At 70.0% G+C, this 25,420-nt stretch carries 33 protein-coding genes; 28 read left to right on the top strand and 5 right to left on the bottom strand.

Features of this window, described 5'->3' with window-relative positions:
• Positions 1-34: 34 nt before the first annotated feature.
• The 11 genes from ACFRU2_RS31665 to ACFRU2_RS31615 all read left to right on the top strand — a co-directional run bounded on the left by ACFRU2_RS31665 (position 35) and on the right by ACFRU2_RS31615 (position 7,424).
• On the top strand, positions 35-628 hold the full coding sequence (locus ACFRU2_RS31665; protein ID WP_382978632.1) for a hypothetical protein: 594 nt from the start codon (positions 35-37) through the stop codon (positions 626-628).
• 113 nt (positions 629-741) lie between these two features.
• The gene (locus tag ACFRU2_RS31660) at positions 742-996 is read left to right on the top strand and encodes a hypothetical protein (protein WP_382978629.1); all 255 of its coding nucleotides are present in this window, start codon (positions 742-744) and stop codon (positions 994-996) included.
• Positions 997-1,067: 71 nt separating this feature from the next.
• Positions 1,068-1,430, top strand: coding sequence for a hypothetical protein (locus tag ACFRU2_RS31655; protein WP_382978626.1), 363 nt, complete (start codon positions 1,068-1,070; stop codon positions 1,428-1,430).
• A 37-nt stretch (positions 1,431-1,467) separates the two neighbouring features.
• On the top strand, positions 1,468-1,851 hold the full coding sequence (locus ACFRU2_RS31650) for a hypothetical protein (protein ID WP_382978624.1): 384 nt from the start codon (positions 1,468-1,470) through the stop codon (positions 1,849-1,851).
• Positions 1,852-2,039: 188 nt separating this feature from the next.
• Positions 2,040-2,582 carry a hypothetical protein gene (locus ACFRU2_RS31645; RefSeq protein WP_382978621.1) on the top strand — a complete coding sequence of 181 codons (543 nt, stop codon included), beginning with the start codon at positions 2,040-2,042 and terminating at the stop codon, positions 2,580-2,582.
• 287 nt (positions 2,583-2,869) lie between these two features.
• Positions 2,870-3,037 carry a hypothetical protein gene (locus ACFRU2_RS31640; protein ID WP_382978620.1) on the top strand — a complete coding sequence of 56 codons (168 nt, stop codon included), beginning with the start codon at positions 2,870-2,872 and terminating at the stop codon, positions 3,035-3,037.
• 62 nt (positions 3,038-3,099) lie between these two features.
• Positions 3,100-3,309 carry a hypothetical protein gene (locus tag ACFRU2_RS31635; RefSeq protein ID WP_382978617.1) on the top strand — a complete coding sequence of 70 codons (210 nt, stop codon included), beginning with the start codon at positions 3,100-3,102 and terminating at the stop codon, positions 3,307-3,309.
• A 67-nt stretch (positions 3,310-3,376) separates the two neighbouring features.
• Positions 3,377-3,994: a hypothetical protein gene (locus ACFRU2_RS31630; RefSeq protein ID WP_382978615.1), complete on the top strand. Its 618-nt coding sequence runs from the start codon at positions 3,377-3,379 to the stop codon at positions 3,992-3,994.
• A gap of 198 nt (positions 3,995-4,192) precedes the next feature.
• Positions 4,193-4,618: a hypothetical protein gene (locus tag ACFRU2_RS31625; protein ID WP_382978613.1), complete on the top strand. Its 426-nt coding sequence runs from the start codon at positions 4,193-4,195 to the stop codon at positions 4,616-4,618.
• Between the two features lie 466 nt (positions 4,619-5,084).
• Positions 5,085-6,860, top strand: a complete 1,776-nt coding sequence (locus tag ACFRU2_RS31620; protein ID WP_382978611.1) for a reverse transcriptase domain-containing protein — start codon at positions 5,085-5,087, stop codon at positions 6,858-6,860.
• Positions 6,861-6,887: 27 nt separating this feature from the next.
• A complete protein-coding gene (locus ACFRU2_RS31615; RefSeq protein ID WP_382978609.1) occupies positions 6,888-7,424 on the top strand; it encodes a carbon-nitrogen hydrolase family protein in 537 nt (178 codons plus the stop codon).
• A 285-nt stretch (positions 7,425-7,709) separates the two neighbouring features.
• Here ACFRU2_RS31615 and ACFRU2_RS31610 read toward each other — a convergent pair whose 3' ends face one another.
• Entirely contained in the window at positions 7,710-8,030 is a 321-nt protein-coding gene (locus ACFRU2_RS31610) for a WhiB family transcriptional regulator (protein WP_382978607.1), read from the bottom strand.
• A 292-nt stretch (positions 8,031-8,322) separates the two neighbouring features.
• Here ACFRU2_RS31610 and ACFRU2_RS31605 point away from each other — a divergent pair, with 292 nt between their 5' ends.
• The 8 genes from ACFRU2_RS31605 (at position 8,323) to ACFRU2_RS31570 (ending at position 16,283) form a co-directional block, all read left to right on the top strand.
• Complete coding sequence (locus tag ACFRU2_RS31605) at positions 8,323-8,835, top strand: hypothetical protein (RefSeq protein ID WP_382978606.1); 513 nt, start codon at positions 8,323-8,325, stop codon at positions 8,833-8,835.
• Positions 8,832-9,572 (top strand): hypothetical protein, encoded by a 741-nt coding sequence (locus ACFRU2_RS31600; RefSeq protein ID WP_382978603.1) that lies wholly within the window; start codon positions 8,832-8,834, stop codon positions 9,570-9,572. The genes ACFRU2_RS31605 and ACFRU2_RS31600 overlap by 4 nt, the downstream gene beginning before the upstream one ends.
• Positions 9,529-9,972, top strand: coding sequence for a hypothetical protein (locus tag ACFRU2_RS31595; protein WP_382978601.1), 444 nt, complete (start codon positions 9,529-9,531; stop codon positions 9,970-9,972). Before ACFRU2_RS31600 ends, ACFRU2_RS31595 begins: the two co-directional genes overlap by 44 nt.
• A gap of 131 nt (positions 9,973-10,103) precedes the next feature.
• Positions 10,104-10,457, top strand: a complete 354-nt coding sequence (locus tag ACFRU2_RS31590) for a hypothetical protein (RefSeq protein ID WP_382978600.1) — start codon at positions 10,104-10,106, stop codon at positions 10,455-10,457.
• Between the two features lie 109 nt (positions 10,458-10,566).
• Entirely contained in the window at positions 10,567-11,157 is a 591-nt protein-coding gene (locus ACFRU2_RS31585; protein ID WP_382978598.1) for a hypothetical protein, read from the top strand.
• A gap of 126 nt (positions 11,158-11,283) precedes the next feature.
• Positions 11,284-11,685, top strand: a complete 402-nt coding sequence (locus ACFRU2_RS31580; RefSeq protein ID WP_382978596.1) for a hypothetical protein — start codon at positions 11,284-11,286, stop codon at positions 11,683-11,685.
• Between the two features lie 186 nt (positions 11,686-11,871).
• Positions 11,872-12,678 carry a Hachiman antiphage defense system protein HamA gene (locus ACFRU2_RS31575; protein WP_382978594.1) on the top strand — a complete coding sequence of 269 codons (807 nt, stop codon included), beginning with the start codon at positions 11,872-11,874 and terminating at the stop codon, positions 12,676-12,678.
• A complete protein-coding gene (locus ACFRU2_RS31570; RefSeq protein WP_382978593.1) occupies positions 12,675-16,283 on the top strand; it encodes a DEAD/DEAH box helicase in 3,609 nt (1,202 codons plus the stop codon). Before ACFRU2_RS31575 ends, ACFRU2_RS31570 begins: the two co-directional genes overlap by 4 nt.
• 73 nt (positions 16,284-16,356) lie before the next feature.
• Here the strand turns inward: ACFRU2_RS31570 and ACFRU2_RS31565 are convergent, their stop codons facing one another.
• The 4 genes from ACFRU2_RS31565 to ACFRU2_RS31550 form a co-directional block, all read right to left on the bottom strand.
• The gene (locus tag ACFRU2_RS31565) at positions 16,357-17,007 is read right to left on the bottom strand and encodes a DUF3223 domain-containing protein (RefSeq protein ID WP_382978591.1); all 651 of its coding nucleotides are present in this window, start codon (positions 17,005-17,007) and stop codon (positions 16,357-16,359) included.
• Between the two features lie 97 nt (positions 17,008-17,104).
• Entirely contained in the window at positions 17,105-17,494 is a 390-nt protein-coding gene (locus tag ACFRU2_RS31560; protein ID WP_382978589.1) for a hypothetical protein, read from the bottom strand.
• A gap of 172 nt (positions 17,495-17,666) precedes the next feature.
• The gene (locus tag ACFRU2_RS31555) at positions 17,667-17,969 is read right to left on the bottom strand and encodes a hypothetical protein (RefSeq protein ID WP_382978587.1); all 303 of its coding nucleotides are present in this window, start codon (positions 17,967-17,969) and stop codon (positions 17,667-17,669) included.
• Between the two features lie 32 nt (positions 17,970-18,001).
• Complete coding sequence (locus ACFRU2_RS31550; protein WP_382978584.1) at positions 18,002-18,787, bottom strand: hypothetical protein; 786 nt, start codon at positions 18,785-18,787, stop codon at positions 18,002-18,004.
• A 544-nt stretch (positions 18,788-19,331) separates the two neighbouring features.
• Here ACFRU2_RS31550 and ACFRU2_RS31545 point away from each other — a divergent pair.
• The 9 genes from ACFRU2_RS31545 (at position 19,332) to ACFRU2_RS31505 (ending at position 25,172) form a co-directional block, all read left to right on the top strand.
• Positions 19,332-20,516, top strand: coding sequence for a DUF932 domain-containing protein (locus ACFRU2_RS31545; RefSeq protein ID WP_382978582.1), 1,185 nt, complete (start codon positions 19,332-19,334; stop codon positions 20,514-20,516).
• 225 nt (positions 20,517-20,741) lie between these two features.
• On the top strand, positions 20,742-21,059 hold the full coding sequence (locus ACFRU2_RS31540) for a hypothetical protein (protein ID WP_382978580.1): 318 nt from the start codon (positions 20,742-20,744) through the stop codon (positions 21,057-21,059).
• A gap of 163 nt (positions 21,060-21,222) precedes the next feature.
• Positions 21,223-21,513, top strand: a complete 291-nt coding sequence (locus tag ACFRU2_RS31535; protein ID WP_382978578.1) for a hypothetical protein — start codon at positions 21,223-21,225, stop codon at positions 21,511-21,513.
• 143 nt (positions 21,514-21,656) lie between these two features.
• Complete coding sequence (locus ACFRU2_RS31530) at positions 21,657-22,298, top strand: hypothetical protein (protein ID WP_382978576.1); 642 nt, start codon at positions 21,657-21,659, stop codon at positions 22,296-22,298.
• A gap of 656 nt (positions 22,299-22,954) precedes the next feature.
• Entirely contained in the window at positions 22,955-23,350 is a 396-nt protein-coding gene (locus tag ACFRU2_RS31525) for a hypothetical protein (RefSeq protein WP_382978575.1), read from the top strand.
• 119 nt (positions 23,351-23,469) lie between these two features.
• Positions 23,470-23,739, top strand: a complete 270-nt coding sequence (locus tag ACFRU2_RS31520) for a hypothetical protein (RefSeq protein ID WP_382978573.1) — start codon at positions 23,470-23,472, stop codon at positions 23,737-23,739.
• A gap of 75 nt (positions 23,740-23,814) precedes the next feature.
• On the top strand, positions 23,815-24,351 hold the full coding sequence (locus ACFRU2_RS31515) for an antirestriction protein ArdA (protein WP_382978572.1): 537 nt from the start codon (positions 23,815-23,817) through the stop codon (positions 24,349-24,351).
• A gap of 1 nt (position 24,352) precedes the next feature.
• Positions 24,353-24,811, top strand: a complete 459-nt coding sequence (locus tag ACFRU2_RS31510; protein ID WP_382978570.1) for a hypothetical protein — start codon at positions 24,353-24,355, stop codon at positions 24,809-24,811.
• A 70-nt stretch (positions 24,812-24,881) separates the two neighbouring features.
• The gene (locus ACFRU2_RS31505; protein ID WP_382978568.1) at positions 24,882-25,172 is read left to right on the top strand and encodes a hypothetical protein; all 291 of its coding nucleotides are present in this window, start codon (positions 24,882-24,884) and stop codon (positions 25,170-25,172) included.
• The last annotated feature ends 248 nt before the right edge of the window (positions 25,173-25,420 follow it).

Genomic DNA, 25,420 nt, shown 5'->3' with positions numbered 1-25,420 from the left:
CCGGCGCCATGAACCACGAAAGGCGCACCGTCCCATGTCCACCCCGACCCGCACCGCCCCCGCCAACACCGAGGCCGAGTTCGCCCGCGCCGTCGCCGCCGAGCTGGGGCCGCAGTGGTCACCCCGGCCGGCCACCTGGCCCGGCCGCTTCCAGCTGGTCGACGGCCGGGGCGGACGACTCGTCCTCCTTCCCGGAATCGTCCGGGGCCTCCTGCCCGACACCAAGGCCCGCAGCCTCCGGCACGGCCCCTCCCCACCGGAGATCGGCGTCACTCCCCGAAGCCCCCGGTACGTGGCCGGGCACATCCGCCGCAGGCTCCTGCCCCGCTACGCGGCCGCGCGCGACGAACAGCAGGCCCTGATCCAGGCGCAGCGCACCGAACAGCGCGAACGCGCCCGGGTCGCGCAGCAGATCGCCGACAGGCTCGCCGCTACCGCGCCGGACATCTGCGTACACCCCGACGCCCCGTACCGCAGGCAGACCACCGTCACCGGCCGAAGGGGCGTCAAGGCGGTCAGCGTCAGCGCGGTCGTCGGCGCCTCGGGAGCCGAGGTCTCCCTGACGATCGACGGCCTGAACGCCGAGCAGGCCAGCGCCATCACCGAACTGCTCACCAGGCTGGGCTAGTTACCCACTCCACAGTTGACGCCCACCACCCCATGAAGTAGACTAGTCAATGTCGGAACGGGGAGGGCAAGCCCGGTTCGGACACCACAGACCATCGAAGGCAAGGAACTTCCATGACCTCCCGTCGGGCCGAAGGCCCCACCACGCTCCGCATCCGCATCGTCATCAGCGAACACGACGCCCCCGAGCCGGAACCGGTGGCCCCCGACCCGCTCGACCTGATCGCCGCCATCCTCCTCGCCCACTACGGCCCCGGCGCTCCCGAGCGGTCCCCGCGGGCGAAGAGGTGCGCGCACCACGACCAGGAGTCCACCTGGATCCCCCTCGGCGAAGCCGACCCCCACCGGTTCCTGCTCGACCTGGGCTGAGCCCACCACCATCCAGGGCCGGGCCCCCGCAGGCCCGGCCCCGACTTCCCCGACTTCCGGAAGGAAGGCCCATGACGGCCAGCACCATCACGTTCGACGACACCCTCGTCTTCATCCGCAACAGTGCCACCGAAGACGACCTCGACCGGTTCGAGGACACCGCCCGCGCCCGTACCCGCACCCTGAACACCCAGAGGGCGGCGGCCCTCACGGTCGGGCAGGACGTCCGGCTCGACCACTACGCCGATGCCCGCCTCAACGGCCTGACGGGCAAGGTCGAGCACATCGACCGACAGCCGCGCAGGACCACCTACGTGGCCGTCCGCCTCGACGAGACGTCCACCGAGCGCTACGGGAACTTCCACCGAGTCCCGGACGGCGTCAAGGAGCACGTGGTCACCCGGCTCCACGCCGAGGGCTGCTATCCCGCCTGACCCCGCCCACCGACCCCACACCGAAAGGACTCATCCCGTGGACCTCAGCGCCGACACCGTCAACGAATTCCTCGCCAAGCACGCCACCGACACGCACCTCGAGAACCTGCGCCCCGCAATCAGCAAGAGGCGTACCGCCCTGGACACCATCAGGGTGACGAGCTTCAAGGTGGGCGACGAGGTGATCGTCGACAAGATCCGCCCGAAGTATCTCGCCCAGCTGCGCGGCACGCTGCTGGAGATCAGCCCGTTGCGGCGCGGCGCCCGGCAGGGCACCGTCATCCGCCTCGATGAGGAGTCCACCAACCGGCTGCGCAAACACCAGTACATCCCCGACGAGGACACACGGCACGAGATCGACATCATCCCGCTGAACGCCTGCTACCCGACCCGCGACGGCAGCACCGCCCCCGCGCGGTAGCCGTCCAGTCGGCGCGCGGCGGCCCACCGGGTCGCCGCGCGCCCCGGCCGCACCCCACCCGGCTACCTGAGCAGCCGGGTGGGCACGGCCGCCGATCGGCGCGAACAGCCCGATCAACCTTGCCGCCGCCCCCGCGCAACGGTGCCCTCCACCGGGCGGCGGGCCCCCGACCATCAGGAGATGACGTCATGCCGGTCTTCCTGGCCGAACCCTCCCCGACGCGGCCCCGCGGCGGGTGGAACCGCCTCTCGCTCAACGCGCACATGGGCATCGGGGCCCAGTGCGCGCTCCAGCCGACGTCGTACGCCGCCCTGCTGGAGAGCTACAACACCGTCCGTGCGCGGTGGGGCGGCTTCGGCAGCTGCGTCAAAAACTCCCGTTGGGAAGGCCGGCAGCCCGACTGTGAAACCTGCCCCGTCTGGAAAGCCCTCCTCAGCTCCACCGAGGAGATCCCCTTCAGCGCCGCCCGCGTCCTGGTCCGCACCGTCGTGGAGTACCCCGACCGCGCGGACGTACCGTTCACCGCCCCGCCGACCACCCGGCTGTGGGTGACGGACCGGCCGGACGCTGAGGACTACCGCGAGGCCGGCCAGGAATGGACCTGGGGAAGGCTCGCCCGACTGCGCGGATGGGAGCTGGGTCGCCGGCATCACGACCCGATCAGCCCCGGTTTCTGGCTCCACCGCACCCCCGCCGCCCCCACCACCGACAAGGAATCCGCCCATGAGTGACACCGGCATCGAACCGCACCCCGCTCTCCGCCCGTTCGAACCCGCCGACTTCGACGAGGCATGCGAAGGGTGCGAAGCACCCGCCGGGGCGTTCTGCCGGTCCGGCTGCCCGTGCGGCTACACGGCTGCGGACGCACGGACCGACGCTGCCCGGCAGCAGCTCCACCGCGAAGGACGCGGGGTTGCACCCCATACCCGAAGCTGGTAGATTAGTCCATGTCGAATCAGGGAGGGCAAGCCCCGGAACGGCCACCTCGAACCGCCGCCCGCACCTCACGGAGACCATCATGACGAACCACTGCGACGACTGCCGCCGTCCCGAGGCGCTCCAGCGCCACTGCCGCGTGACGCTCACCGGCGCACTGGTCAGCACCTGGCTCTGCACCCCCTGCGGCCAGCGCTTCGACCACACGACGTCCCGCCTGAACGCCACCACGCCCCTCGCGTACGCCTAGACCCCAAAGCCGCCCGGGGCGCCGCGCGAACGCGGCGCCCCGGCCCGACCGGCAGGCACCCCATGAACCAGCGCACCATCGCCGCCCACCTCGCCCGCAGCCTCCTGCGCGCCGCCGACCACACGGCCCGCCGCGCCGGAGTCCCCAACCCCTTCGACATCGCCCGGATCACGCTGGACGAACTCGCGCAGGGCGCCTCCGGCGCCGACTTCTTCCACGAGGTCCAAGACCGCGTCCACCGTGCCGGATTCCGCTGGCCGCAAGACACCTGACCGCGCGGCGGCCGCCGCCGAGTGCACGTGCACGCCGCGCGAGCCGCCCCACCGAACCGGAGACCGCATGAACCAGCTCGACATCTGCATCCAGGCCGCCGCCGAGATCGCGGAAGGCCTCGGCGCCCCCTGGGCCGTGGGCGGCGACCACGACTCCGGCCGTGCCGCGCAGATCGACCATCCCGACGGCCTGACCCTGGAGGTCACCGCCCCCCGGATGCACCCCACCGTGTACGTCCGCGTCCACGCCGTGATGCCGGCCGGAGGCGAGTCGTTCGCGCCCGCCCCCATCTCGGCCCGCGCGGACCGGGGGAAGGCCATCGCCCAGGACGTCCGCCGCAAGCTGCTCCCCCGCTACGCGGAGGCCAATACTGCAGCTCGCCAGCACGTCCTGGACGCGGCGTGGACGAAGGCGCGGCGACGGGAGGCCGCCGAGCACCTCTCCCGCCTCCTCCCCGATGGCCGATGGTCCAGCGGCCATCCCGATGACGCCGCCACGGTCACCGGGAACTTCCCCCTCCCACTACCGGGAACACGCCAGGACTCCCCCGTTCAGGTCAGAGCCCTGCTCAGCGGGAGCGGAAGCGGAGCGACGGCCGACCTGAGGATCGAGCGGCTCCCCCTGGGCGTCGCCTCGAAGGTGGTGAAGGTCCTCGCTCAGGCGGCGCGAGCGCACCGGGCGTGAACACCCGCTTTCCGCCCGGTTCTGTGCCGCACCGCCGGAGAAATTCGACCGGAGCCCGCTCCCCGGGCCAGCGCTCCCCGGGCCAGCGCGCGCCGGGTCACCGCGCGCGGCCGGCGAACCGGACAGAACGCGCGCGGATCCGGCCGGTTCGGCCGGAGCTTCGGACCGTGGCGGTGCGGATCCCGTAGCTTCTGCGCCATGGCGAGGACATTGCGGTTGGCCGTCGCGCAGAGCACTGTTCCGGAGGACCCCACAGACCGCGGTGCGCTGCGGGCGGCGGGGCAGGAGATCCGGGCCCTGATGGCGGAGGCCGCCGGGGCGGGGGCGCAGTTGGTGCAGTTCCCCGAGGGGGCGATCACCTACCCGAACAAGCACGTGATGGCGGCGGGCCCGGACGGCGAGCTGGTCCCGGCCGACTGGAGCCGTGCCGCCTGGGATGTCCTGCGCGAGGAGGCCGAGTCGATCGCCGCGCTGGCGGGGGAGCTGCGGCTGTGGACGGCGTTCGGGTCGCTCCACCCGCTCACACCGCCGAATCGGCCCCACAACAGTCTCTCTGCGCCACGAGGCGCAGTGCCGTATCGCCCGCGCAGCGGGCAGAGATTGGAGGAATGTCTCTGGATCTGATGGCTTACCCAAGATCCGAAAGGTGAAGGGAACAGCAGCATGCCAGGAAACCGGCGACCGTGCCCAGGCGTATGGGGCGGTGCGTCGGGAGATCCGCGTGATAAGGCGAAAGCTGAATTGCCTGAATCCCAGTTCCAGAAGGTGTAAATGTTGTCACCCGCCGGAAAGACGCCTGAAACCGGTGCCGGCCCCTACGGCAGGATGTAAAGGCTTCTGCTGCAATTCTCCGGGGCGCGGGAGCGATGCCCAGTCAGGGTATTCAAGGAAACGAACGGGACGCCTAAGTCACGCTAGAACGTACGGCACTGACGAACGTGGGATCGCCTAAGGGACGCGAGTCCTATGGCGACAGAGTGCCCGTAGTAGTCGCAGGGGTAACGTCCTGCCAATCTGGAGACCGGGAGAGCCGGATCACAGGGCGAAGGGGCACAGGTGATGGACAAAATAGAACCGCGAGGTATGCGAAATGCAAGACGCCGAAGCGGTGCTTTCTGTCCTCCGCGAACGCGGCAAGAAGGGTTTGTCGTGCAGCGAGCTCTACAGGCAGATGTTTAACAAGGATCTGTATTTGCTGGCCTATGGTGGCATCTACTCAAACAAGGGTGCGATGACTCCGGGAGTCAGCGAAGAAACCGCTGATGGCATGTCCGAAGGGAAGATCGACCAGATCATCGAAGCAATGCGCGGCGAGCGGTATCGGTTTTCTCCGGCCCGCCGTGTATACATCCCGAAGAAAAACGGGCGGCTTCGTCCCCTTGGTTTGCCATCCTGGGGAGATAAGCTTGTCGGTGAAGTGGTACGTCTTCTATTGGAAGCGTTCTACGAGCCGCAGTTCTCTCCCCGATCGCACGGTTTCCGGAAGGGGCGCGGGTGTCACACCGCGCTTGGCGAGGTGCAGCGCACCTGGTCCGGAACCGTGTGGTTCATCGAAGGTGACATCTCCGACTGCTTCGGGTCAGTTGACCACGAAATCCTTCTCGGGATACTGGCGGAGAAGATCCAAGATAACCGATTTCTCCGGCTCGTTCGTAACATGCTCAAAGCCGGGTACATGGAGGACTGGGTATACCAAGAAACGCTGAGCGGTACTCCGCAAGGCGGCGTTCTCTCCCCCCTGTTAAGTAACATCTACCTCGACAAGCTCGACGCATTCATAGAGGGGACTCTTATCCCCGAATACACACGGGGAAGCCGCCGAAAGGGCAACACTGAGTACCTCAGGTTGAAAAGTCGGCGGTTTCGTGCGGTGCAACGCGGCGACCGGGCGCAGGCCCGAGAGCTGCAAAAGCAGACGCAGCGCATCCCGGCAACGGACCCAATGGACCCTGACTATCGGAGGCTGACCTATGTACGGTACGCCGACGATCACCTGCTGGGCTTCATAGGGCCGAAGGCTGAGGCTGAGGAGATTAAGGACAGGCTGGCACAGTTCCTACGGGAGACCCTCGGGCTGGAACTGAACCAGGACAAGACCCTGATCACACACGGCCGCACACGTGCGGCGCGGTTCCTCGGCTACAACGTCATCGTCCAGCACGACAACACGAAACTCTCTCGGGGCCGCCGTTCGGTCAACGGGACAATCGCGTTGCGCGTGCCAACGGATGTGATCAAAGCCAAGTGCGCCCCTTACCGGAAACACGGAAAGCCGTGGCACCGGGGAGAGCTCCAGAATCTGGACGACTACGACATCGTGCGGATCTATGGGGCCGAATACCGGGGCGTCGTGAACTACTATTTACTTGCCCAGAATGTGTCACAACTCGGCATGTTGTGCTGGAACGCCCAGACGTCAATGCTGAAAACACTGGCCGCCAAGCACCGCTCAACCGTCAGGAAAATGTCAGCCCGCTATCGGGTCAAGACTGAAACCAAAGACGGGCTGCGGATCTGCTACGAGGCCAGCAAGACACGCCCGGACAAGCCAGATCTAGTGTCACGATTCGGTGGAATACCTCTCAGACATGACAGGCGTGCGAACGTCCATGACCCGGCTCCGGTCCACGTTCGCCCTCCGCCCAAGGAGTTGATTCACAGACTCCGAGAGCGGCGATGCGAACTGTGTGAGCAAGGTGCGACGGTGGCAGTCCACCAGGTCGCCAAGCTCGCGGATCTGGGGATACGGGGGCCGGACCAGCCCGCATGGGCAGCCCTGATGGCCAGGAAGCGGCGCAAGACGCTCGTTGTCTGCCACGGATGTCACCAACACATCCACGCCTCCTCAGCAGCGAACGCGGCATAGTCACTGGAGAGCCCAATGCATTGAAAGATGCCCGTTGGGTTCGGCGGGAGGCTGCGCGGAAAAGGCCCGGAACATCGGGACCTCGCCGCGCAGCCCACCCAGTTCGTCGTCTCCGACCGCGGCGAGCTGGTCGCGCGGTACGACAAGCGGTTCCTGTCGCACACCGAGGTCTCCTACCTGTACACCCCGGGGCGCGAGCCGCTGGTCTTCGAGGTCGGCGGCATCCGTATCGGCTGCGCGCTGTGCGTCGAGGCGAATTTCCCGCCGCTCTTCGCCGAGTACGAGCGTCTGGGCGTCGACTGCGTCCTGCTCTCCGTGATGGTCGATGACGCTCCGAGGGCGCGTGTCGCCCAGGCATACGGGACGCTATACAGCTATTGGTTGGGTTATGCCGTGCCGGCGCAGTTCAGCGCCACGGTGCCGTCCGGGATCGTGGCGCCGGGCGGCCGGTGGCTGGCGCAGTGCCCCGCCGACGGGCAACCCGCGCTGGCGACGTGGCCCTTCGGTACGCCCGGCCCTGGCGCCGCCGGGCGCAGGAAGGGCTCTACGAGGACCGACTGGTAGCCGGGGACCCGCGCAGCGACATCCGCACGGCCTTCTGAGAGCGCCTCGCGCGCCTGATCCACCAGAGCTTCCCGGCGGCACGCCGAACCGCGATGGTCTGCCACGGGGGCGGCCTGCCGCGCGCCGGCGGCCGCCGGGCGGATCTCCGCGAGGATGTCCCGCGCCCCGGGCCGAGGAGCTTCTGTAGGACCGCCGTGCCGAGCTTCTCCGGATCGTCGGCAGGGCCGGTGGAGGCTGCGGTGAGCCGAACGGATCCGTCCAGGGACACGGCCTGCCCGGTGAGGCTCAGCCGGCCTCGGCGAGGCCGCTACCGCTGCCCGTCTGCCGCTCGTGCTCCGCGCGGGCAGCCTCCAGCAAACGCCGCCACGACGTCACCAGGGGGCGCCGGCGCAGCAGCGCCCTTCTCTCCCTGGAGGTCATGCCGCCGAAGACACCGTGCTCGATACGCCCGTCGAGGGCATACGCGAGGCACTCAGTGCGCACGGGACAGCCGGTGCAAATAGCCTTCGCCCGGTTCTGTGCCGCACCGTCGACGAACAACTCCTCCGGATCCGCGGTCCTGCAGAGCCCCCGTTTACTCCAGGCCTCCTGGTCATTCGCGCCCACCCCTGTGCCCGCCCTCTCCCTGGTCCGGCATGCTGCGCTCCCCTGGGCCCGCGCAGTCCGCAAACGGTACGGCACCCGCGTGCGGGACTGAAGATCGTTTTCGAGCTTCAATCCCTTCGGGTGAAGGGGACTTGACGGCCGAGCTCCACCCCTTCCATCGCCCGGCGGCCCGGATCCGTACGGGAGGGCCCCGGGTTGACGAACCGACACTCATGGAGTAAATTAGTCTATGTCGGAACGGGGAGGGCAAACCGCGTTCCGGACACCATGAACCAGAGCGAGGAGACGCTTCGTGTCCATCATCCTGCGCCACACCGGCCTCGTCGTGCCCCACGGCGACCTTGAGGTCACCGAACTCGACGCCGTGAGCGACCTGTCCGCCTACACCGCGGTCCTCTCCTACAAGGGGCGCCCGGCCGGGTCCATCGAGGACGCCGGTCGGGGCGGCGGCGCCATCTTCTCCCCCCTCACCCGCGCGCACCTGGACACCGTGCGCGCGTTCGTCGCCGCAGCCCGCCGCAGCGGCCAGCCCGTCGGCGACGAGGAGGTCTACGACGATCTCGTCCGCGAGTACGACATGGAGCTCCAGACCCAGAAGGCCAGCCGGCTCCAGCACACCCTGGTCCGGGGCTTCTCCCCCACGGGCTCGGTGATCGCCTTCATCACGCTTCACCAGCCGCCCGAGCGGTTCACGCCGAGCGTGGCGCGCCAGCTGGCCCGGGACACCCCCCAGGCCGCTCTCTGGGAGGTCTGGACCGGCAGTAGCTGGGCTCCCGGATTCCCGCAGCCCGGCGCCGCCACGTGACCCCGGCCCCGCCCGGCGGCCCGCTCCACCTGACGACGCCGACCGGCGACCGACTCACCGTACGCGCCGAGACCGACTGGAGGTTCGGGCTCGCGCTCTACCACGTCGCCGAGGCGGGCGGGTGGATCACCATCAGCCCGGCCCGGAACGAACCCGGCTGCCTCCTCGTCGCTTACGGGCGCCCCGAGGGATACACCCTCGACCGCACCGGCACGACCTGGACCCGGCGCCCCGTCTTCAACAGGCAGGAGGTGCGCGGGATCGCGACCGTCCACGTCGCCAACATGGAGCAGCAATTGGAGGCGCCGGGCTGGAGCGAGACGGACACCTGGCACTACTGGCTGACCCGCCCCCGCCGGGCCGTCCCCCGGGCCGTGGGCCCAGACCCGTGGGAAAGGGGGCGGCTGACCGACCGGGCTCATCAGCGGGTGGCCTCCACCGTGGCCGCCCTGGTCCGCCACCACACCGGGCGGCCCGACCTCGCCGACCTGCACCAGGCCGCCGAATACGCCTACGCGCCCCGGGAGGTGAGAAATCTGGAAGAGCAGCGCCGAGCGGCGCTCCGCCGGATCCGCGACGACGTCCGCACCGCCCTCGACCTCACCGACCGCATCGCCCAGGCCCTCCGCACCCAGCCGGCGCCCCAGCAGAGCATCACCCCGACCCCGCCACCCGCTACAGGACGGACACCTGATGGCTTCCCCCACCCCGCCGCACCCGCAGACGGGCCCCTGTGAGCTCGTGCTGGGCACCCTCCCCCCGGAGTTCATGCTCCAGTCCAGCGTCCAGCACGAGCCGGGCAAGACCCTCATGGAGATCGTCGACCTGCGCAGCGGCCAGACCGTCTGGGGGCACCTCTTCGACTCCGACGACGTGAAGGGACAGCTCCACCACACCGGCAACGCCCTGGCGGCCACCCGCTCCCCCGACGAGGTGTGGGACAGCGAGCGGCTGCGCCTCGCCGCGGACGGCACGCCCAACCTGGTGTTCGAGGAGTGCAGGGTCTGCGGCCGGACGCTCGCCCGCCACCGCCGGATCACGCTGCGGGTCGCGCGCCTCCAGGACCGCCCCGGCAGGCCCGAACGGATCCTGGAACACCTCGTCATCGCCTGCGAGGAGAGCGAGCTCCCCGGGTAGCGCCGGTGAACCCGGTGGGGTGTCCCGTTGACACCCCACCACCCGATGGATAGAATAGTTAATGTCGGAACAGGGAGGGTAAGTCCTGGACCGTCCTCCACACGCCGCCCCGCCTCCAGGAGTTGCTCCTCATGCCGCACCCGCACCACGCCAACGGCCCCTGCGCAGCCTGCATCGCCACCGGCCTGCCCGCCGTCGCAGCCCGCGACCTCAAGGCCGGAATGCTCATCCAGACCGCCTTCACCCCGGGCCCGCACTCCGAGTACTCGGTCGGCGAGATCGCCACGGTGAGCGTCGACGAGGACGGCTTCGCCTCGTGGTCCTTCCGCTGGAGCCGGACCTACCGGGGAACGAAGCAGACCTACGCCTACCCCGACGCCAGGTTCAGCACCCACAACGTCTACCCGGACCACGAGTACCTCCCGCTCACCCCCGGCAGCGTCGAGCCCCCGACCGAGAGGTACCCGAGCCTGACCTCCCCCTGAAACCTCCCGCGCGCCCCGGTCCTGTCCGGGGCGCCCGGCAGACCACCGATCTCCGGGAGGGCAACCCGGAGCAGCTCACCACGACCACCACCCCCGAGGAGGCCTCCCGATGGGAGCCCGCGCCATCATCGAGTGGCACCAGACCGACAGCGGTGCCCCCGCCTTCCTGCGGCGCAACCACTGGCTGAGCCCCAGCACCTTCCTGCCCGCGCTCGCGGACTTCGTGCACGCCGCACGGCAGACCGGCCAGACCCTCGACGCCTGCCTCTTCCAGAGCTGGGCCGCAGAGCACGCCCCCTACGTCCTGGGCGAGGAGGAGACGGGTAAGCGCACAGCCCTCCTGCTGCCCACCTCGGACATCCAGTTCCACTACCTCGTCCAGCTCACCGGCACCAAGCCTGCCGAGCGCACCCTTCTCGTCACCGCGAGGGAGCGCGAAGTGCTCCTCCCCGGTGCACGAGGACGCTGGACGGTCCTCGTGCAGGCCGGAACCGATGCCGAACTCCACGAGGAAGCGGCCGCCCTGCTTGACCGCCAGGCCGCCCGCATCCGCAGCCTCGCGGCCCAGGGCCGGGGTGGACCGATGCCCCCGCCGAACGAAGTCGCCGACCGCGCCCGGCTCATTCGTGCCCGTGCGGGCCTGCGAGCGACCCAGTGCGAAACCGTGCCGCAGGGAGTCTCACCCGGCAAGGACAAATGATCAAGAGGGGTGCCTCGTGCATGCCGCTCCGGTACCTTGCCGTCCGGAGCGGCACCCCAACCTCCCGCTCCGGCCTCCCTACGGGAATGGCCGGCCTCACCCCGTACATCGCTCCGGAGAAGGCAGATGGCTGACGATCTCATCCTGCTCCGCCAGGCCTTCGCCGAGATGCGCGCCGAAGACCTGATCGCCGAGAGAGCGCCTTCGTACGCGGACCCGGCCACCGGCGAGATCCGTGTTCTTCGCAAGCGCTGCACCACGTGTCTCCTCAACCCGGCCGGAACGGCTGTCGAGCTCGAACCGGGCCGGCTCCAGGCCTTCATCAAGGCGGTCCGATCCAGCCGGGACGGCAGCGTGGTCTGCCACAGCACCCTCGACCCGGTAGCCCCGCTCGGCACCCCGGCAGCCATGTGCCGCGGCTACACCGACGCCTACGGACTCCCCGCGGCCGCGACCGAGGCCATCGACAGCGGGCTCGGCTACCTGGTCGAGGTCCCTGAGCCGCCCAAGCTCGACGGCGGGTCCTAACCTGTGCGCCGCTCACGCGGCACACCAACCAGCATCTCCGTCACTCGGCAGACCCTTCTCCGGTCCACCGACGGGTCGATCGCCTTCGGCCTTCCCTAGCCGGAGCCGGCGAGCGGGTGCTGACCTAGCCTTGGTCCGAGACGCGTTCGCCGACCGGGTGCGCGCCCAGGGGGAGGAGAGGCGCGCGTGTTCGACAAGTGGCTCAGGCCCCAGGACGTTCAGCAGCCAGACGGCTTGCTGGAGTACCAGCTCCTCGCTGACGGCGGGCTGATCGAGGACGAGGAGCTGGTCGCCCAGCTGGGCCACGAGGTGATGCGCAACTACCTGGCCCCCGGCGAGCTCGCCAACGTCTTCGACGACCTGGGCGCGCCGGAGGTCGCGGGCTACCTGCGGGTGAACAAGTTCCCCGTGGACCGAAAGATCCGGCACGGGGACTTCGGGGAGATCGTCACCGGCGCTCTCTACCGCAAGGTGCGCCGGTGGTGCGTCCCGGTCTTGAAGCTGCGCTACAAGCAGACCCCGGCGCAGGCCGTGCAGGGCACGGACGTGCTGGCGTTCCGCTTCCGGCAGGACCCGCCGGCGATCGCCGTACCGGAGGTCAAGACCCGCGCCTCCCGGGACAACAGGGTGGGCAACGAGGCGTACGACAGCCTGGAGAAGGTCTTCGACAGGCTCGACGAGAGCATCCACTTCCTCATGGCGCGCTGCAGCGAACGCGGGCAGGTATTCCTCGCACGCCGGCTCGGAGCTCTGCTGCGCGATCCGGGGCACCGCCAGGTGGAGCGGCACATGCTCTTCGTCCACGACGCCAAGTCGTGGAAAGAGGACATCGTGACCGGACTCGGCGCGAAGGTGACCCAGCGCACCGAGCTGACCGTCGTGAAGATCGACGACCTCAAGGACTTCGTCGGCCGGGTCTACGACGCGGCCGAGACCGCCCCCGGCAGCACCACCAGCAGCGGCACGGATAACGGAACGGCGGGCACAGCGTGAGGGACGACGACGGGACCATGCGGCGTCTCGGCGACGAGGCACTGGCCATGGGAGAGGCGTCCGCATCCCTGCGCGGCCAACTGCGCTCCCACGTCCTGGCCGAGCAGATCAGCACCGAGGGGAGCGCCGCGTACACCTACGACCCCGACGCTCTGCGGCGCGGCCTCTCCCTCGCCCGGCTCGGGCAGCTGGCCCGCACCCCGCGCGAGCGCCGCGCAGATCCAGGGCCGCTGCCGGACATCGCCCAGGCGTACGCCGATCTGGCCGCGCGGGCGGGCGAGCCGGAGGCCCGGATCGAGCTGCTGGCGATCTCGGCGACGATGTGGGGTCTGGCCGGCTACCAGGCCAACGCCACCGCCATCGCCCGCGACTTCCAGCAGGAGGTCGGGGAACTGTTCACCTACGGGGACATCCCCGGTCCCGACGGGCTGACCGCGGCCGCCCCGTACCGGATCGCCGCGGCCGCCGGCGCGTTCCTGCAGCGCGACATCGACGCCGTCGCCCAGCTCGGCGCCGCCGCGGTGAGCGAACTGCCGCGCCTCGGCCGCGAACTCACCACCGCGCTCGCCGCGGGCCGGGCCGAGCAGGCGGACCTCGCCGTGCTCGCCGCCTACGGCCTGGTCGGCCGCGCGGCGCGCTCGCTTGCCGCGCTGTGGCGGAACGGCGACCGTACGGCCGGCCGCACCGCGGTCAACGACCTGGAGCAAGCCGCGGCCATCCTGCTCCAGGCCTCCATCGTGGACACCTGGACCCTCGTCGACTCCCTCGCCCACGCCGTCGAGGACATCGTCGCGACCTCCCCGTGGCTCCTGCTGCGCCGCGCCTCCAGCTGGTCGAGGACCTGGGAGCGCTACCTCAAGGCCCTGATCGTCACCGACCGCCCGCTGACCCAGGTGTGGCCCTCCCAGCGCACCGCCCTGGATGCCGGACTCCTGGACGCCCGGGCCCACAACCTCGCGGTCACCATGCCCACCTCCGCGGGCAAGACCCACATCGCCGAATGGGCCATCCTCCACGCCCTCGCCGACACTGGCGAGGCCGACGACAGCCCCTTCGGGACGTTCCTGCGGTTCATGGACCCACCGCTGGCCGTGTACGTGGTGCCCACCCGCGCACTGGCCGCCCAGGTCGAGCGGCACCTCGCCGCAAGCCTCGAACTCGTCGGCCTGCGCGTCTCCTCCCTCTTCGGCGGCTCCGAGTACGTCCGCTACGAGAACCACCTCCTGGACTTCACCGACGTCCTGGTCGTGACCACCGAGAAGCTCGACCTGCTGCTGCGCAACGCTCCCGAACTCGCGAGCCGGCTGCGGCTGGTCCTCGTCGACGAAGGACACACCCTGGACCGGTCCGAGCGCGGGCTGCGTCTGGAGATGGTCCTCACCCGGATCCGCCGGACCACCCCGCTGGCGAGGATCGTCCTGCTGTCCGCGGTCCTGCCCAACGGCGAGGACATCGCCCGCTGGCTGGAGCCCACCGCTGAAGGCACCAACCACGCGGCGGTCGACTGGTCGCCGTCCCAGCTGCGCACCGGGGTATTCGCCTGGTGGGGCCAGGAGCAGGACGGGCAGAGCGGCGGCATCCGGTACGGCACCGCGAAGGACGGCCACTTCTTCGTGCCCAAGGTGATCACCCGCCATCGCGCCCGCACCCGGTTGCACCCGCGCGACACCAAGGACGTCGCGGCCGCGCTGGCCCTGCACTTCGAACGCCTCGGCCCGGTGCTGATCTCCACTACGCAGCCGGCCTATGCGCAGGCCGCCGCGCGCGCCCTGCAGACGGCGTTGAAGAAGGCCGGCACCCCCGAGCGCCCTGCGGACTGGCACGGGCAGACACCGGGTGACCAGCGCCGGACGCTCTCAGAGAAGATCGCCGAGCACCTCGGCGACGAGCACGAGCTCACCACGATGGTGCTGCAGGGCTTCGCCTACCACCACGGCACGGTCCCGCAGGCCGTCCGGCACCTGCTGGAGCGCGGCTACCGCGACGGCACGCTACGGGTCCTGTGCGCCACCAGCACCCTCTCCCAGGGCATGAACCTGCCGGTCAAAACCGTCCTGGTGCACAGCACCTGGCGCAATAAGGAGCAGATCCCCGTCCGCGAGTTCTGGAACGCCGCGGGCCGCGCGGGCCGCGCCTTCCAGGAGACCGAGGGCCACGTCGTCCTCATCGCCAAGGACGCCCAGGAGGCCAGCAAGCTTCGGAGCCGCTACCTCGACAAGGGCAACATCGAACCGGTTCTCTCCACCATCGGTGCGCTCTTTCACCGCCTCGCCATCGCGAGGCTGGGCACCCGCCCCGAACGAGACCAGGACCTGACGGATCTTGAGCTCCTCGACCCGGAGCAGGACCTGCTGACCGACTGGGCGCAGGGCCTGGACCTCCAGCTCCTGACGATGCTCGCCGAGGAGGTCGTCGACACCCCCGACCAGCAGCTGCTGGAGGACGCCGCTCACGACCTGCTCTCGCACACCCTGGGCGGCCACCAGATCGGTGCGCAGGGCTGGTCCCTCAAGCCGCTCGTCCGCTTCACCGCCCGCCGCGTCTCCGCGCTGGCCCGTCAACTCCCCGAGCCGGCCGCCCGCGCGGCGATCCTGCGTACCGGGCTGAGCCTGCAAGGCGGCCTCGACGCGATCACCGCCGCCGAGGAACTCGCGCTCACCATCACCGAGTACCCCGCGCTCCTCACCTCCACGACGTGGCCGGCCATTCTCGACCGAATCCTGGCGGCCGCCGCCACCATCCAGGAAGTCCGCCGCAGCGCCACCTCCAAGGGCCAGCCGATCGAGGCCGTCGTCGCTGTCGCTGCCGACTGGATCGCCGGACTGCCCCTCCAGGAAATCCACACCGCACACCAGCTGGTCCTCGGGGCCCAGGACATCACCGCCACCTCGGCGTACATCGACAAGGTCATCGTTCAGGACCTGGCCTGGGGCGTCTCTTCGATCCTGCAGATCCTGGAGACCCGCCACGGCCTCACCGCCGAAGGCCCGCTCGCCGCCCTGCCGGCCATGCTCAAGTACGGCGTCGACACCGCCCCGGCCTGCTACGCGGCCAGCCTGGGCATCCACGAGCGCCGTGAGGCAATCCGCCTGGCCGAACGCTGCCCCGTCGCCGAGCCGTCCTTCTCCGAGTTCACCGGCTGGCTTGGCGACCTGACCACCGACGAGATCACCGCCATCACCACCCCGAGCGTCGCGGCCCTGCTCATCCGCAGTGCCGAGCGGCGCAGCCCCCGCACCGTGCAAAAGATGATCCTCAGCGGCCGGGGAACGTTCACCACCCCCCTGCGCGGCGTCCAGCATGCCGACAACGTCTGGCTCCTCGCTACCCTCCCGGCGGGAACCCTTCTCGACCTGGTACGAGACCTACACAACCCGGCGGACCCAAACGCCATCCGAGTCGAGTACCAAGGTCTTCGCCTCGGATGGATCGCCATGGGCACCGCCAGGCCCCTTGCGCTGGCCCTCGACGACCACAACGCTCCCACGGTCACAACCATCCTGCGTTCCGACGCCCAAGCACTCGCCGCCAGCGCTGGCATCGAGCAGTTGACGGCCCACGATCAGGTCGAGCTCACCATCACCCTCGGTCCGGCCCTGAGCTGATTCCATCACCAGGGGTTGGGGCCAGCTGCGGGGCCGGGACGATGCGATGCGGTCCTGGCCCCGGTCCGGCAACCTACGCCTGGGGCCGACGCAGGTTCTCCTTGGACGACAACAGGCCGAGCACGGCGTGCTCGCGGTGGTGAGCGTGCCAGCGCTCCGCCAGCTTGCGATCGGTGAACAAAGCCAGGCCGCGTGCGGTCTCCGAAGTAAGGTCGACGGCGTCCCAGCCGCCGGCTTCGCCCGCGAACTGCACGGCGATGTCGTGGAACCGAGGGCCTCGGAAGTAGGAGACGTGCGTGTCGCTGGTGTCCAAGGGCTGTCCGGTCTCGTCGGAGACCAGGGTGTTGGCCTCGTTGCGGGACTCGAAGTAGCTGTTCACCTGGGGCTGGATCTCCGTGCGCATCGCGGCGAGGACGCGTTGCCTGTGCGTGGGCACCTCCAGGCACTTCTGGTAGGAGAAGGCGACCTTGTCCCCGTTCACCAGAACTGCCTCGGGCCCCTTGTGATTGCCGCGCGGCGTGGCGATGACACGGAAGTAGTCAACCCCTGGACCGACTTTCTCCGTTGCGTCGGGGTGCATGTTGAGCAGGTCCCGCAGCAGCAGGTCGTCGTCCTCCTGGTCGACGACTTGCCCGTGGGCGTAGCGGGCCAGGATGTCCTGCACAGCCCCCTGGCGCGCCTTCTTCGTGGCGTACCTGCGCGGACCAATCCAGACCTCAGCCACTTCCACTCCTCTGCTCTGAGGGCCGACAGACGCCTCACGCTAGACCACCGGCCCATACGGCGGGGCGGTCCCTCGACTTCTGCCATCCCCACGGGGGCTACTCCTCGATGTTCAGGCGGGCGATGTCCGCGGCGTACGCGGCGGTGCGGACCGTCGAGGTACCCGACACAAACAGGCCGGCGCCTCCGACGGCGAAGGGAAGAGAGAGCAGCAGGCCGGCGGTGATCGGGCCCCAGTCGCGCGCGCCGTCGCAGCTGTCTCCCTCGTCCACGCGGTAGGACTCGCGGAGATATCCGGTCTCGTGGAAGGCGCGGGACTTGCACTCGATAGCACCGCGGTGGCCGTCGACGCTGAAGGGGAACACGAGCAAGTACCCCAGCCACAGCCAGATGAGTACGGCCACGGCCATCAGGCCCCGTCCCCAGCCCTGTTCACGCAGTCCCCGCACCCGGAACTCCCTGTCGTACACCTGTGCCAATGAGTTCATGGGGGTGACGTTCATACAGGTGAACCTAACCCAAGCGACCCTTGACCTCGCCCTCTCGGCTTCGGGATGACCCACCAGGCCCTGGATCGAGGACTCTCCGCCGTCTGGCTCCTGGTGTTGCCCGCGGATCACGCTCGCGGAGGACGGCCCGGCGGGGTCTGGAACCTGGTGGTCACGGTGCTTCTGGAATGAGGCGGTCGTCCCACGCGAACACGCCGGTGCCCCTGGCCCAGCTGAGTCCGTGGACGCCGACCGGCCCCAGCACGCTCGGGACATCCGCCGCGGTCTGCCGGGGCTTGTGGAAGCGGGTCACGTACCAGATGCCCCGGATCGGGTTTCGGCAGTACTGGCCCGCCGCAACGTGGCACTTCGGGCAGGGAACCGCGGCGCAGGCATTCCAGGCCCGCCGGAGAGCAGGTTCGACATCGGCCGGGTCATGCCCGGTCGTCTTGGACGTGAGCGTGAAGTACTCCATCGCCTGATGGTGGCAGTGGGATCAGTCTCCCGTCAGCCGGATGTGCCACCTTGTCGACGTCCCCCAACGCGCTCCCGGTCAGCTCTTGTCGGTGACGGGACTCGGGTGCCCGACTCCGTCCCGGAAGACGGCGCCGACACCGCGGGCGTGCCGGGCTCCGGGTTCAGACGGAGCCACGCCGCCAGTGCGGCCTGGAGTTCGGTGACCTCCCGATGTCCGAGGGCCTCACCGCGTGCGCCGACGTGGAGGCGTACCTCCTGGGCGGTGACGCGCCAGCCGACCGCGCGGCGGGCCGGCGAGCCGATGGCGGAGCCGCGGGCTAGCACCCGCAACGCGTCGGCGGCCCGGGGCGAGAGGGGCGATGCCTGGTGGCCGGCGGGGAGCGGGTGCTTGTAGCGCGAGGCGACGCCGATCGCCTCGTAGAAGGCGTGGAGGGCCTCGTCCAGCGACCGCGGTCCGGACGGGGCGAGCCCGACGAACTCCTCCAGTAGTTCCGGGTGCACGGGGGGAGCGTGGGGCCCGTACGGATTGGCGTGGAGCGGGTGTTCGCTGGTCTCCAGCCGTACGCAGGCCGGCGCGACGAGGACACGGCCGTACGCCCGGCCGGTGAGGTCGGCGTGGATCTTCCGCAGCCGTGCGGCCTGCCGGGGGACCGGGTGAGGGTCCACGGAGGTGGGCACATCGGGCTTAACGGGCGTGGGCTTGAGCCCCAGCGGGCCGTGGCAGCGGTGCAGGACGCCGGCCTCGGTCAGGATGACGGTCACCTGGCGGCCCCGCTCGTCACAGCCGAGACGGAATCCGACCACGGTTGTGGGCACGTGACCTCCCTGCGGGGACTGACATCCACCGTAGCGGGAACCTCGTTGTCGCCGGGGCCGATTGCCCGACACCGCCACCGCGCAGGCGGGCCTACGGGGGCGGGCCCCGAGTCCGGAAGCCGCGCGTGAAGGAGCGGGGCGCTGCCCCGGACCCCGGCCAACGGTCCCAGAGGGGCCGGGGGCCGTCGTCGGGTGCGGCTGGTTGGTGGTGGGGGGTGCGGGGCGCGGTGGTCCCTCCGGTCGATCGACGTCCGAACCCTGCCACCCCCGGGCAGGGCGGCCAGGCCAAGCCGCTACGCGGTCGCTGCGCGAGCCCGGCCGCCCTGCCCGGGCGCGGCACCCACCGCGCCGCCGACCGACCGGAGGGACCACCGCTCAGGCCGCCGCCATCTGCGGGACGCAGCACGCCCCGCTAAAAGATCATGGAAATCCGCCGTCCCGAACTTGCGGACCATGCCCATCATGAGTAGAATAGTAAATGTCGGAACGGGGAGGGCAAACCCCGGGACGGACACCACGAACCAGCCTCACACAGGAGCGCATCATGGCTATCGAGACCGCCGAGCAGTTCACCCGCCGCGCCGCCGTCGTCATCCCGACCGACGCCGCGTCCAGCGCGCGGAACGCCGATCTCTCCAACCTCGCGCAGATCCTCCAGCGGCAGCAGGGCGCCAAGATCGACATGGTGGCCCCCGCTGGCGCCCTCACCGTGCAGGGCGGGAACTTCACCGTCCAGGGCCTCCCCCCGATCCTCACCGACACCGGCGTCACCATGGCCGACGGCACCTACCGGCCCACGGCCGTCGCCGACGAGGGCATTGCCGCCAAGCTCGGAATCCCGCTCGCCTACCTGCGCCGGATGCGCGCCGACAAGGTGGACCTGTACGACGCGAACGTCATGGGGTGGCTCGCCGAGGACCCGTCCCGCAAGTTCCTCCTGCGCGGCTTCACCGGCGACCAGGGCGGCGAAGGCATCCTCCGGGCGTTCCTGTCCGACAGCTACAAGCGGATCGACAACTTCGATGTGCTGATGGCCGCGCTCAGCGGGGTGAAGGAGTCCGGCCACGAGGTCAAGATCACCGGATGCGACCTCACCGAGCGCCGCATGATCGTCCGCGTCGAGTCCGAGCACATCAAGGTCTTGGCCCCGGCCCTCCTGCGCGGCTACCGCTCCCCCTTCACCGGCCAGAGCGGCGACGAACTGCCCATCGTGTCCGCCGGATTCGTCATCGCCAACAGCGAGGTCGGCGCGGGAGCGTTCACCATCACCCCCCGCATCACCGTCAAGGTGTGCGAGAACGGCATGACCATCCAGAAGGACGCTCTGCGCGCCGTCCACCTCGGCGCCAAGCTGGACGAAGGCGTCATCCGGTGGTCGGGCGACACCGAGACGAAGAACCTGGAGCTGATCACCGCTCAGGCCCGCGACGCCGTGGCCACGTTCCTTGACCGCGAGTACGTCGAGGCCAAGCTCACCCAGATCGAGAAGGAGGCGGGCCGCCCGCTCGCCGACCCCGTCAAGACCATCGAGGTCGTCTCGAAGAAGCTCAAGTTCACCGACTCCCTTCGCGAGTCGATCATGGGCCACTTCGTGACCGGCGGGCAGAACACGGCAGGCGGCCTCATGCAGGCCATCACCGCCACCGCCCAGACCCTGGACGACGCCGACGCCGCGTTCGAACTCGAAGGCCAGGCCCTCACCGCCATGAGCCTCGCGGCCAGCGCGTAGCCCAGACTGCCGCTCCCCGGGGCTCTGGCCACCGCCCCGGCCCCGGGGAGCGGCACCCCGGCCCGCCCGGACCTCTCCCCCGGGCGGGCCGGTCCCCCGGTACCCGGACCGCAGGCGCGGCGGCATCGAGCCGCCCCGCCCGCGCACCCCCCGGTCCCCGCCGTCGGCCCCAACCACCGCGCCGCACGCCGCGAACACACCACGACCCGAACGAAGGGCACCGCCATGCAGGCCACCGCCACCCGCCCCCAGCCCACCGACACCACCCCGGCCGCCGCCCGCCCCGGTACGTGGTGGCTCGTGGTCACCCAGTCCGGCACCCACATGCTCACGCTCTGCCCCGCCACCTCCTACGCCCCCGTCAACGTCTACGAGAACGGCTACCTCGTCTCCATCACCGCCCGGACGATGTGCACCCCCGCCGAGCGCCCCGGCGTGCGCCACGAAGTCCGCCCCGACTACAGCGCGTACGAGGCCTCCTGCCTCATTCCCGCCGACCACCCCGCCCACCGCGCCGTCATGCGCCACATGAAGACGCTCTGACGCCAGCGCGGGGCGGGGCGCTCCCCCGCCCCGGAGGAGCCGGCCCGGTGGGCGACCGCGATCACGGCGGCATCGAGCCGCCGCGCTCGCGCGCGCCCAAGCCCCAGCCCGCCCACCGCCGCACGGCGGCCTCCGCCCACCTCCGCGAAAGGCCCGACCCGTCATGCCCACCCTGATAGCCGTCGACCCGCCCGGCTGCGCGTGCACGGAGTGCATCACCGGCCAGTACGTCCCGCTCGACCGCGCCACGCCCCGGGACATCGCCGCCATGCTCAGCGGCCGGCTGGACAACCACACCGGGGCCGCGCTCCGCGTCACCCTCGTCTACGCCCTCAGCCCCGGCGGGAGCCTCACCACCGCCGTTCCGGACACCGTCCGCGTCGACTGCCAGGACTTCTCCTGGGATCTCGAGCCCTGGCACGCCCACCCCAACTCACCGCCTGGGGACTCGTGAACTCCGCTACCGCGCCCGCCTCCTGACCTCCGAGAGGTCGGGGGCGGCTCTCCCGCCCCACTCGGGCCGGCCACCCCGGACCGGCGACCCCCGGGACCCGGAGCAGCACCCACCACCCCCCTGGACCCCACCCGAAGGACATCGTGACCATCACCGCCCAGCCCTCCCCGCCCGCGCACTCCGAGCAGCACCTCGGCTCGTACGGACTCCTGCGCATGGACATCACCACCGACCTCGACGACGTCTCCACCACCTACCGGCTCCGCGGACCCCACGTCACCGGCAGCGTCGTTCTCTCACCCGGGACCACCCTGTCCGACCCCACCGATCCGGACCGCTCCTGGTCACCCGACCTGCACATCCTCTTCGGGACCGCCCCCGTAACGCCCGCCCACCGGCGCGCGGACCCCCTCACCGTCAACCGGATCGAACTCGCCCGCAGCTCCCGCGTGTTCTTCGCGCACCTCGACGCCGGCTCCCCCGTGCCCACCTCCCGGCGGGACAAGAACCCCAACACGGCCCCCCTGCCGCCCGCCACCCGCCGACACGCCCAGGCCGTACTCGCCGCGGTCGTCGCCCACTGGCGCGCCAGCCCCGACCGCGAGGCCCTTGAAGACGCGGGACGCAAGATCGCCGCCGTCTACTGGCTCGCGAGGTACAGCAAGGACCTGCACCAGCTGAACCAGACCCTCACCAAGACCCAGGCCGCCCGGGACAAGACCTCCCGACGAGCCGACGCCCTCCGCGCCCACCTCGCCAGCACAGAGCGCGCGGCCGCAGCGTAACCAGCACGAGCACCACCCGCCCGGCACTTTCCGGGCCCCGCCTCCTCCGACGCGGAGCCCGGAAGTGCGCACCGAACCGGCCAGGCACCACGCCGGATCACGGCCGGCCCGCCGCGGTACCCCTTCTCCGCAGTGACAAGGGCCGGCGCTGCGCACCGGAAGGAGCCCGGCTGCGCCGGGCACTGTTCACCCCGGCACCGACCTGCGCTTCGCTCCGGCCGGCACCGGGGTCTTCCTCCATCCCCGGCTTTCTGATTGTGGGCGCGGGGGTCTGGCCCTCAAGCGCTCCAGTCCGTGTCCTCGCCGGCCCGCTCCTACGTCGCTATACCGCCTGCGGTACTCCTTCCCGCGCTTGACCGCCAGACCCCCGCGCCCTGGAACTGCCTTTACCGGGGCGGGAGAAAGAAAGGTCTGCGGCCACCTGCACGTCCACGCCACCGCCGCACACCGGCTGACGGGCCGACCGGGGCGAACACTGCGCAGGGACACGCGGACGCTGCGCGCCCGCCAGCCCGGCACGGGGCCGAGCCATCACGGAAACCAACCCGTCAGGAGTTGCGAAAACCCACCCCGACGACTAGACTAGTCAATGTCGGAACAGGGAGGGCGAACCCCGGGCCGACCGCCACGAACGCCGAGTCGAGGAGACCCCCGTGATGACCGCCCACCAGGACGAGACCGCAGCCAGCGCCACCCCGGCGCCGGTCACGGGAACCCTGCGGACCGACCGGACCGAGGTGAACAGCATCTACGACGACGCAGGGCGCAGCGTCGTACGGCACTTCACCTACGTGCACCGCAACTACTTCCTCGCCGGGGCCCCCGACATCCGGAACGCGGAGCGCCGCTACTCCGTCCGCCCCACCGGCGCCTCCCTCTCCTGGGCCCGCATGAACACCGAGGCGTGGGAACTGCGCACCGCCTACGTGCACGGGGTCCGCGTACTCAAGTCCGGCGCGCCGGGCACAGAGGTCCCCCACCTCTCGCCCCCCATGCGCGAAGTGCCGCAGTGGCTGCTGTCCTTCGCCGAGGCGAACCGCCCCACGGACTGACCGAATCCGGGGCGGGGGAGGTTGACTCCCCGCCACGGATAGGTAGAATAGTTAATGTCGGAACGGGGAGGGCAAACCCCGGGCCGACCACCACGGACCACCGAGCCCAGGAGTCACCCATGGTCGCCGTCATGACCGAGGTCCCGCCCGTCCTCATCACCCCGCAGCCGGCCTGCGACCCCATCCAGTGCGAGCGGTGCGGCGCGCGGTCCGACTTCCCGGACGACGGCGACGACGGCGCCTGGGCCGCCCATGACCACGGCTGGCACGTCGCCACTTTCACCCGCGACTCCTGCAACTGCCCCCACCTGTGCGCCGACTGCGCGCACGACTGGTGCGGAGAGACTGACGACAGCCCGCGCCTGATCGGAATGCGCGTCATCGGATAGCCCCTCCCGGGCGGCCCCACCGGGCCGCCCGGCCCCGCCCCGCCCCGGCACGCAAAGGCAAGGACACGAACCCCCATGAACGCAATCTATGTCGCCTCCCTCTCCGACTACAACGCCGGACGACTCCACGGGAAATGGATAAACATCGGCGATGACGCCGAGGCCGTATACGACGAGATTAGCGGCATACTCGAAACCTCCCCACAGGGAGACGCGGAAGAATATGCGATCCACAGTTTCGAGGGGTTCGGCGGAATCGAAGTTGCCGAGACGGAGGAAATTGAAGACCTTATCCTTATCGCCGAAGCGCTGGACAACTTCCCGTCCGCAGTCGTCCAGCACATTTACGAGACGTGCGAGGTCGAACACCTTTCGGAAAAGTGTCAGGAAAAGTACATCCGGACGACAGAATTCAGCGTCGATCCCGAATCGGCCGTGGCCGAATACGCCCTCGACTACCTCACCGATCACGGCACCAAGGGGGTGCCGCAGCTGTGGCTTGACCACATCGAGGCCGTGGCCGAGTCGCTCGCCATCCACATGATCAACAGCGGCAGCGTGATCCCCCTCTACGCCGGAGCGGGCACCTACCACCTTGTACGAGGAAACTGAAATGACGCACGGAACCCCGCACCCCCTGCACCTTTACCGCGCCAACGTGCCCGACACCGAATATGCCGAGCACCTGCGAAAACTCGCCGACGCGGCATTCACGGAAAGGGCCGAAGAGCAGAAGAGCCTGCGCGCCATCCTGCGCGCCGACGAAGACGTGTACGGCATAGGCCCGCTCGCACTGGCCCAGGAGAGAGCCAGGATATGGCGCAGGATCCGCGCGCGGGCCGTCGGACATCCGGAAATGGAAAGGCAGGCCGAAGGCGCCGTATTCACCCCGGAGGATGGCAAGCTGATAGCAGAGGTCCGCAGGCTCCGCGCAGAACTTCGCAACCACGGAGAATACGGAACCGAGTACGAGGAATGGGAGGCCGCCCGCCTCTTCCTCGTCCACACCGATTTTCTCGACTCCCCGGAAGAAGGCGCCGGACGAATTGACGCCCACGCGAACGTCAGGTAGATTAGTACTTGTCGGAACGGGGAGGGCAAACCCCGGGCCGGACACCACGAACCGAACCGAGGAGACGCACATGCCCACCGTGATGCTGACCGCCGCCGACCAGCTCGACACGATCCGCGAACTCGCCCACGAGCTGTACGCCGGACGCGCCGAGACCGTCGACCGGGCCGGATTCGGATACTTCCGGGCCGACGAGTACGCCTACGGAGCCGAATTCTGCGCCCCCACCCGGGTCGCTCTCGACAGCATCGCGGCGACCAAGCTGCGCCATGAACTCTCTCTTCACGTCGCCGAGTACGCCGAGGACCCCGAGGCGGACCCCGACCAGGTCATGGACCAGGGCCAGACGGTCCGCCTGTAGCCGCCCGCTCCCCGCGCCTGCAACGGGCGCGGGGGCCCTCCACCGGCCAGGGAGCCCCGGCCGGCCTCCAGCCCCACCCGCACCCAGAACGAACCCCCAGTGACCAGCCAGAGCCCCGCAGACCCGCAGGCGGAACTGCTCGCCCGCGCCGCCGCAGGAGACCGCGCCGCCCAGGCCCAGTTCGCCGCCGCCCGCACCGCCCGCGTACGGGCCGCGAGTCCTTCACCGCCAGCGGCCGCGCCGCCGCC

The organism is Streptomyces sp. NPDC056883 (genome assembly GCF_042788835.1).
Classification (GTDB): Bacteria; Actinomycetota; Actinomycetes; order Streptomycetales; family Streptomycetaceae; genus Streptomyces; species Streptomyces stoeckheimensis.
The sequence above is the reverse complement of the archived record's forward strand: the minus strand, read 5'-3'. Positions and strand labels throughout refer to the sequence as shown.

Excerpts from the sequence above, each read along its gene's own strand:
- ACFRU2_RS31540 (WP_382978580.1), top strand. The coding sequence starts at position 20,742 with ATGCAGGCCACCGCCACCCGCCCCCAGCCCACCGACACCACCCCGGCC.
- ACFRU2_RS31525 (WP_382978575.1), top strand. The coding sequence starts at position 22,955 with ATGACCGCCCACCAGGACGAGACCGCAGCCAGCGCCACCCCGGCGCCG.
- ACFRU2_RS31590 (WP_382978600.1), top strand. The coding sequence starts at position 10,104 with ATGCCGCACCCGCACCACGCCAACGGCCCCTGCGCAGCCTGCATCGCC.
- ACFRU2_RS31615 (WP_382978609.1), top strand. The coding sequence starts at position 6,888 with ATGCCCGTTGGGTTCGGCGGGAGGCTGCGCGGAAAAGGCCCGGAACAT.
- ACFRU2_RS31640 (WP_382978620.1), top strand. The coding sequence starts at position 2,870 with ATGACGAACCACTGCGACGACTGCCGCCGTCCCGAGGCGCTCCAGCGC.
- ACFRU2_RS31645 (WP_382978621.1), top strand. The coding sequence starts at position 2,040 with ATGCCGGTCTTCCTGGCCGAACCCTCCCCGACGCGGCCCCGCGGCGGG.
- ACFRU2_RS31665 (WP_382978632.1), top strand. The coding sequence starts at position 35 with ATGTCCACCCCGACCCGCACCGCCCCCGCCAACACCGAGGCCGAGTTC.
- ACFRU2_RS31515 (WP_382978572.1), top strand. The coding sequence starts at position 23,815 with ATGAACGCAATCTATGTCGCCTCCCTCTCCGACTACAACGCCGGACGA.
- ACFRU2_RS31635 (WP_382978617.1), top strand. The coding sequence starts at position 3,100 with ATGAACCAGCGCACCATCGCCGCCCACCTCGCCCGCAGCCTCCTGCGC.
- ACFRU2_RS31510 (WP_382978570.1), top strand. The coding sequence starts at position 24,353 with ATGACGCACGGAACCCCGCACCCCCTGCACCTTTACCGCGCCAACGTG.
- ACFRU2_RS31595 (WP_382978601.1), top strand. The coding sequence starts at position 9,529 with ATGGCTTCCCCCACCCCGCCGCACCCGCAGACGGGCCCCTGTGAGCTC.
- ACFRU2_RS31630 (WP_382978615.1), top strand. The coding sequence starts at position 3,377 with ATGAACCAGCTCGACATCTGCATCCAGGCCGCCGCCGAGATCGCGGAA.
- ACFRU2_RS31545 (WP_382978582.1), top strand. The coding sequence starts at position 19,332 with ATGGCTATCGAGACCGCCGAGCAGTTCACCCGCCGCGCCGCCGTCGTC.
- ACFRU2_RS31520 (WP_382978573.1), top strand. The coding sequence starts at position 23,470 with ATGGTCGCCGTCATGACCGAGGTCCCGCCCGTCCTCATCACCCCGCAG.
- ACFRU2_RS31555 (WP_382978587.1), bottom strand. The coding sequence starts at position 17,969 with ATGGAGTACTTCACGCTCACGTCCAAGACGACCGGGCATGACCCGGCC.
- ACFRU2_RS31660 (WP_382978629.1), top strand. The coding sequence starts at position 742 with ATGACCTCCCGTCGGGCCGAAGGCCCCACCACGCTCCGCATCCGCATC.
- ACFRU2_RS31620 (WP_382978611.1), top strand. The coding sequence starts at position 5,085 with ATGCAAGACGCCGAAGCGGTGCTTTCTGTCCTCCGCGAACGCGGCAAG.
- ACFRU2_RS31560 (WP_382978589.1), bottom strand. The coding sequence starts at position 17,494 with ATGAACTCATTGGCACAGGTGTACGACAGGGAGTTCCGGGTGCGGGGA.
- ACFRU2_RS31505 (WP_382978568.1), top strand. The coding sequence starts at position 24,882 with ATGCCCACCGTGATGCTGACCGCCGCCGACCAGCTCGACACGATCCGC.
- ACFRU2_RS31625 (WP_382978613.1), top strand. The coding sequence starts at position 4,193 with ATGGCGAGGACATTGCGGTTGGCCGTCGCGCAGAGCACTGTTCCGGAG.
- ACFRU2_RS31655 (WP_382978626.1), top strand. The coding sequence starts at position 1,068 with ATGACGGCCAGCACCATCACGTTCGACGACACCCTCGTCTTCATCCGC.
- ACFRU2_RS31585 (WP_382978598.1), top strand. The coding sequence starts at position 10,567 with ATGGGAGCCCGCGCCATCATCGAGTGGCACCAGACCGACAGCGGTGCC.
- ACFRU2_RS31535 (WP_382978578.1), top strand. The coding sequence starts at position 21,223 with ATGCCCACCCTGATAGCCGTCGACCCGCCCGGCTGCGCGTGCACGGAG.
- ACFRU2_RS31580 (WP_382978596.1), top strand. The coding sequence starts at position 11,284 with ATGGCTGACGATCTCATCCTGCTCCGCCAGGCCTTCGCCGAGATGCGC.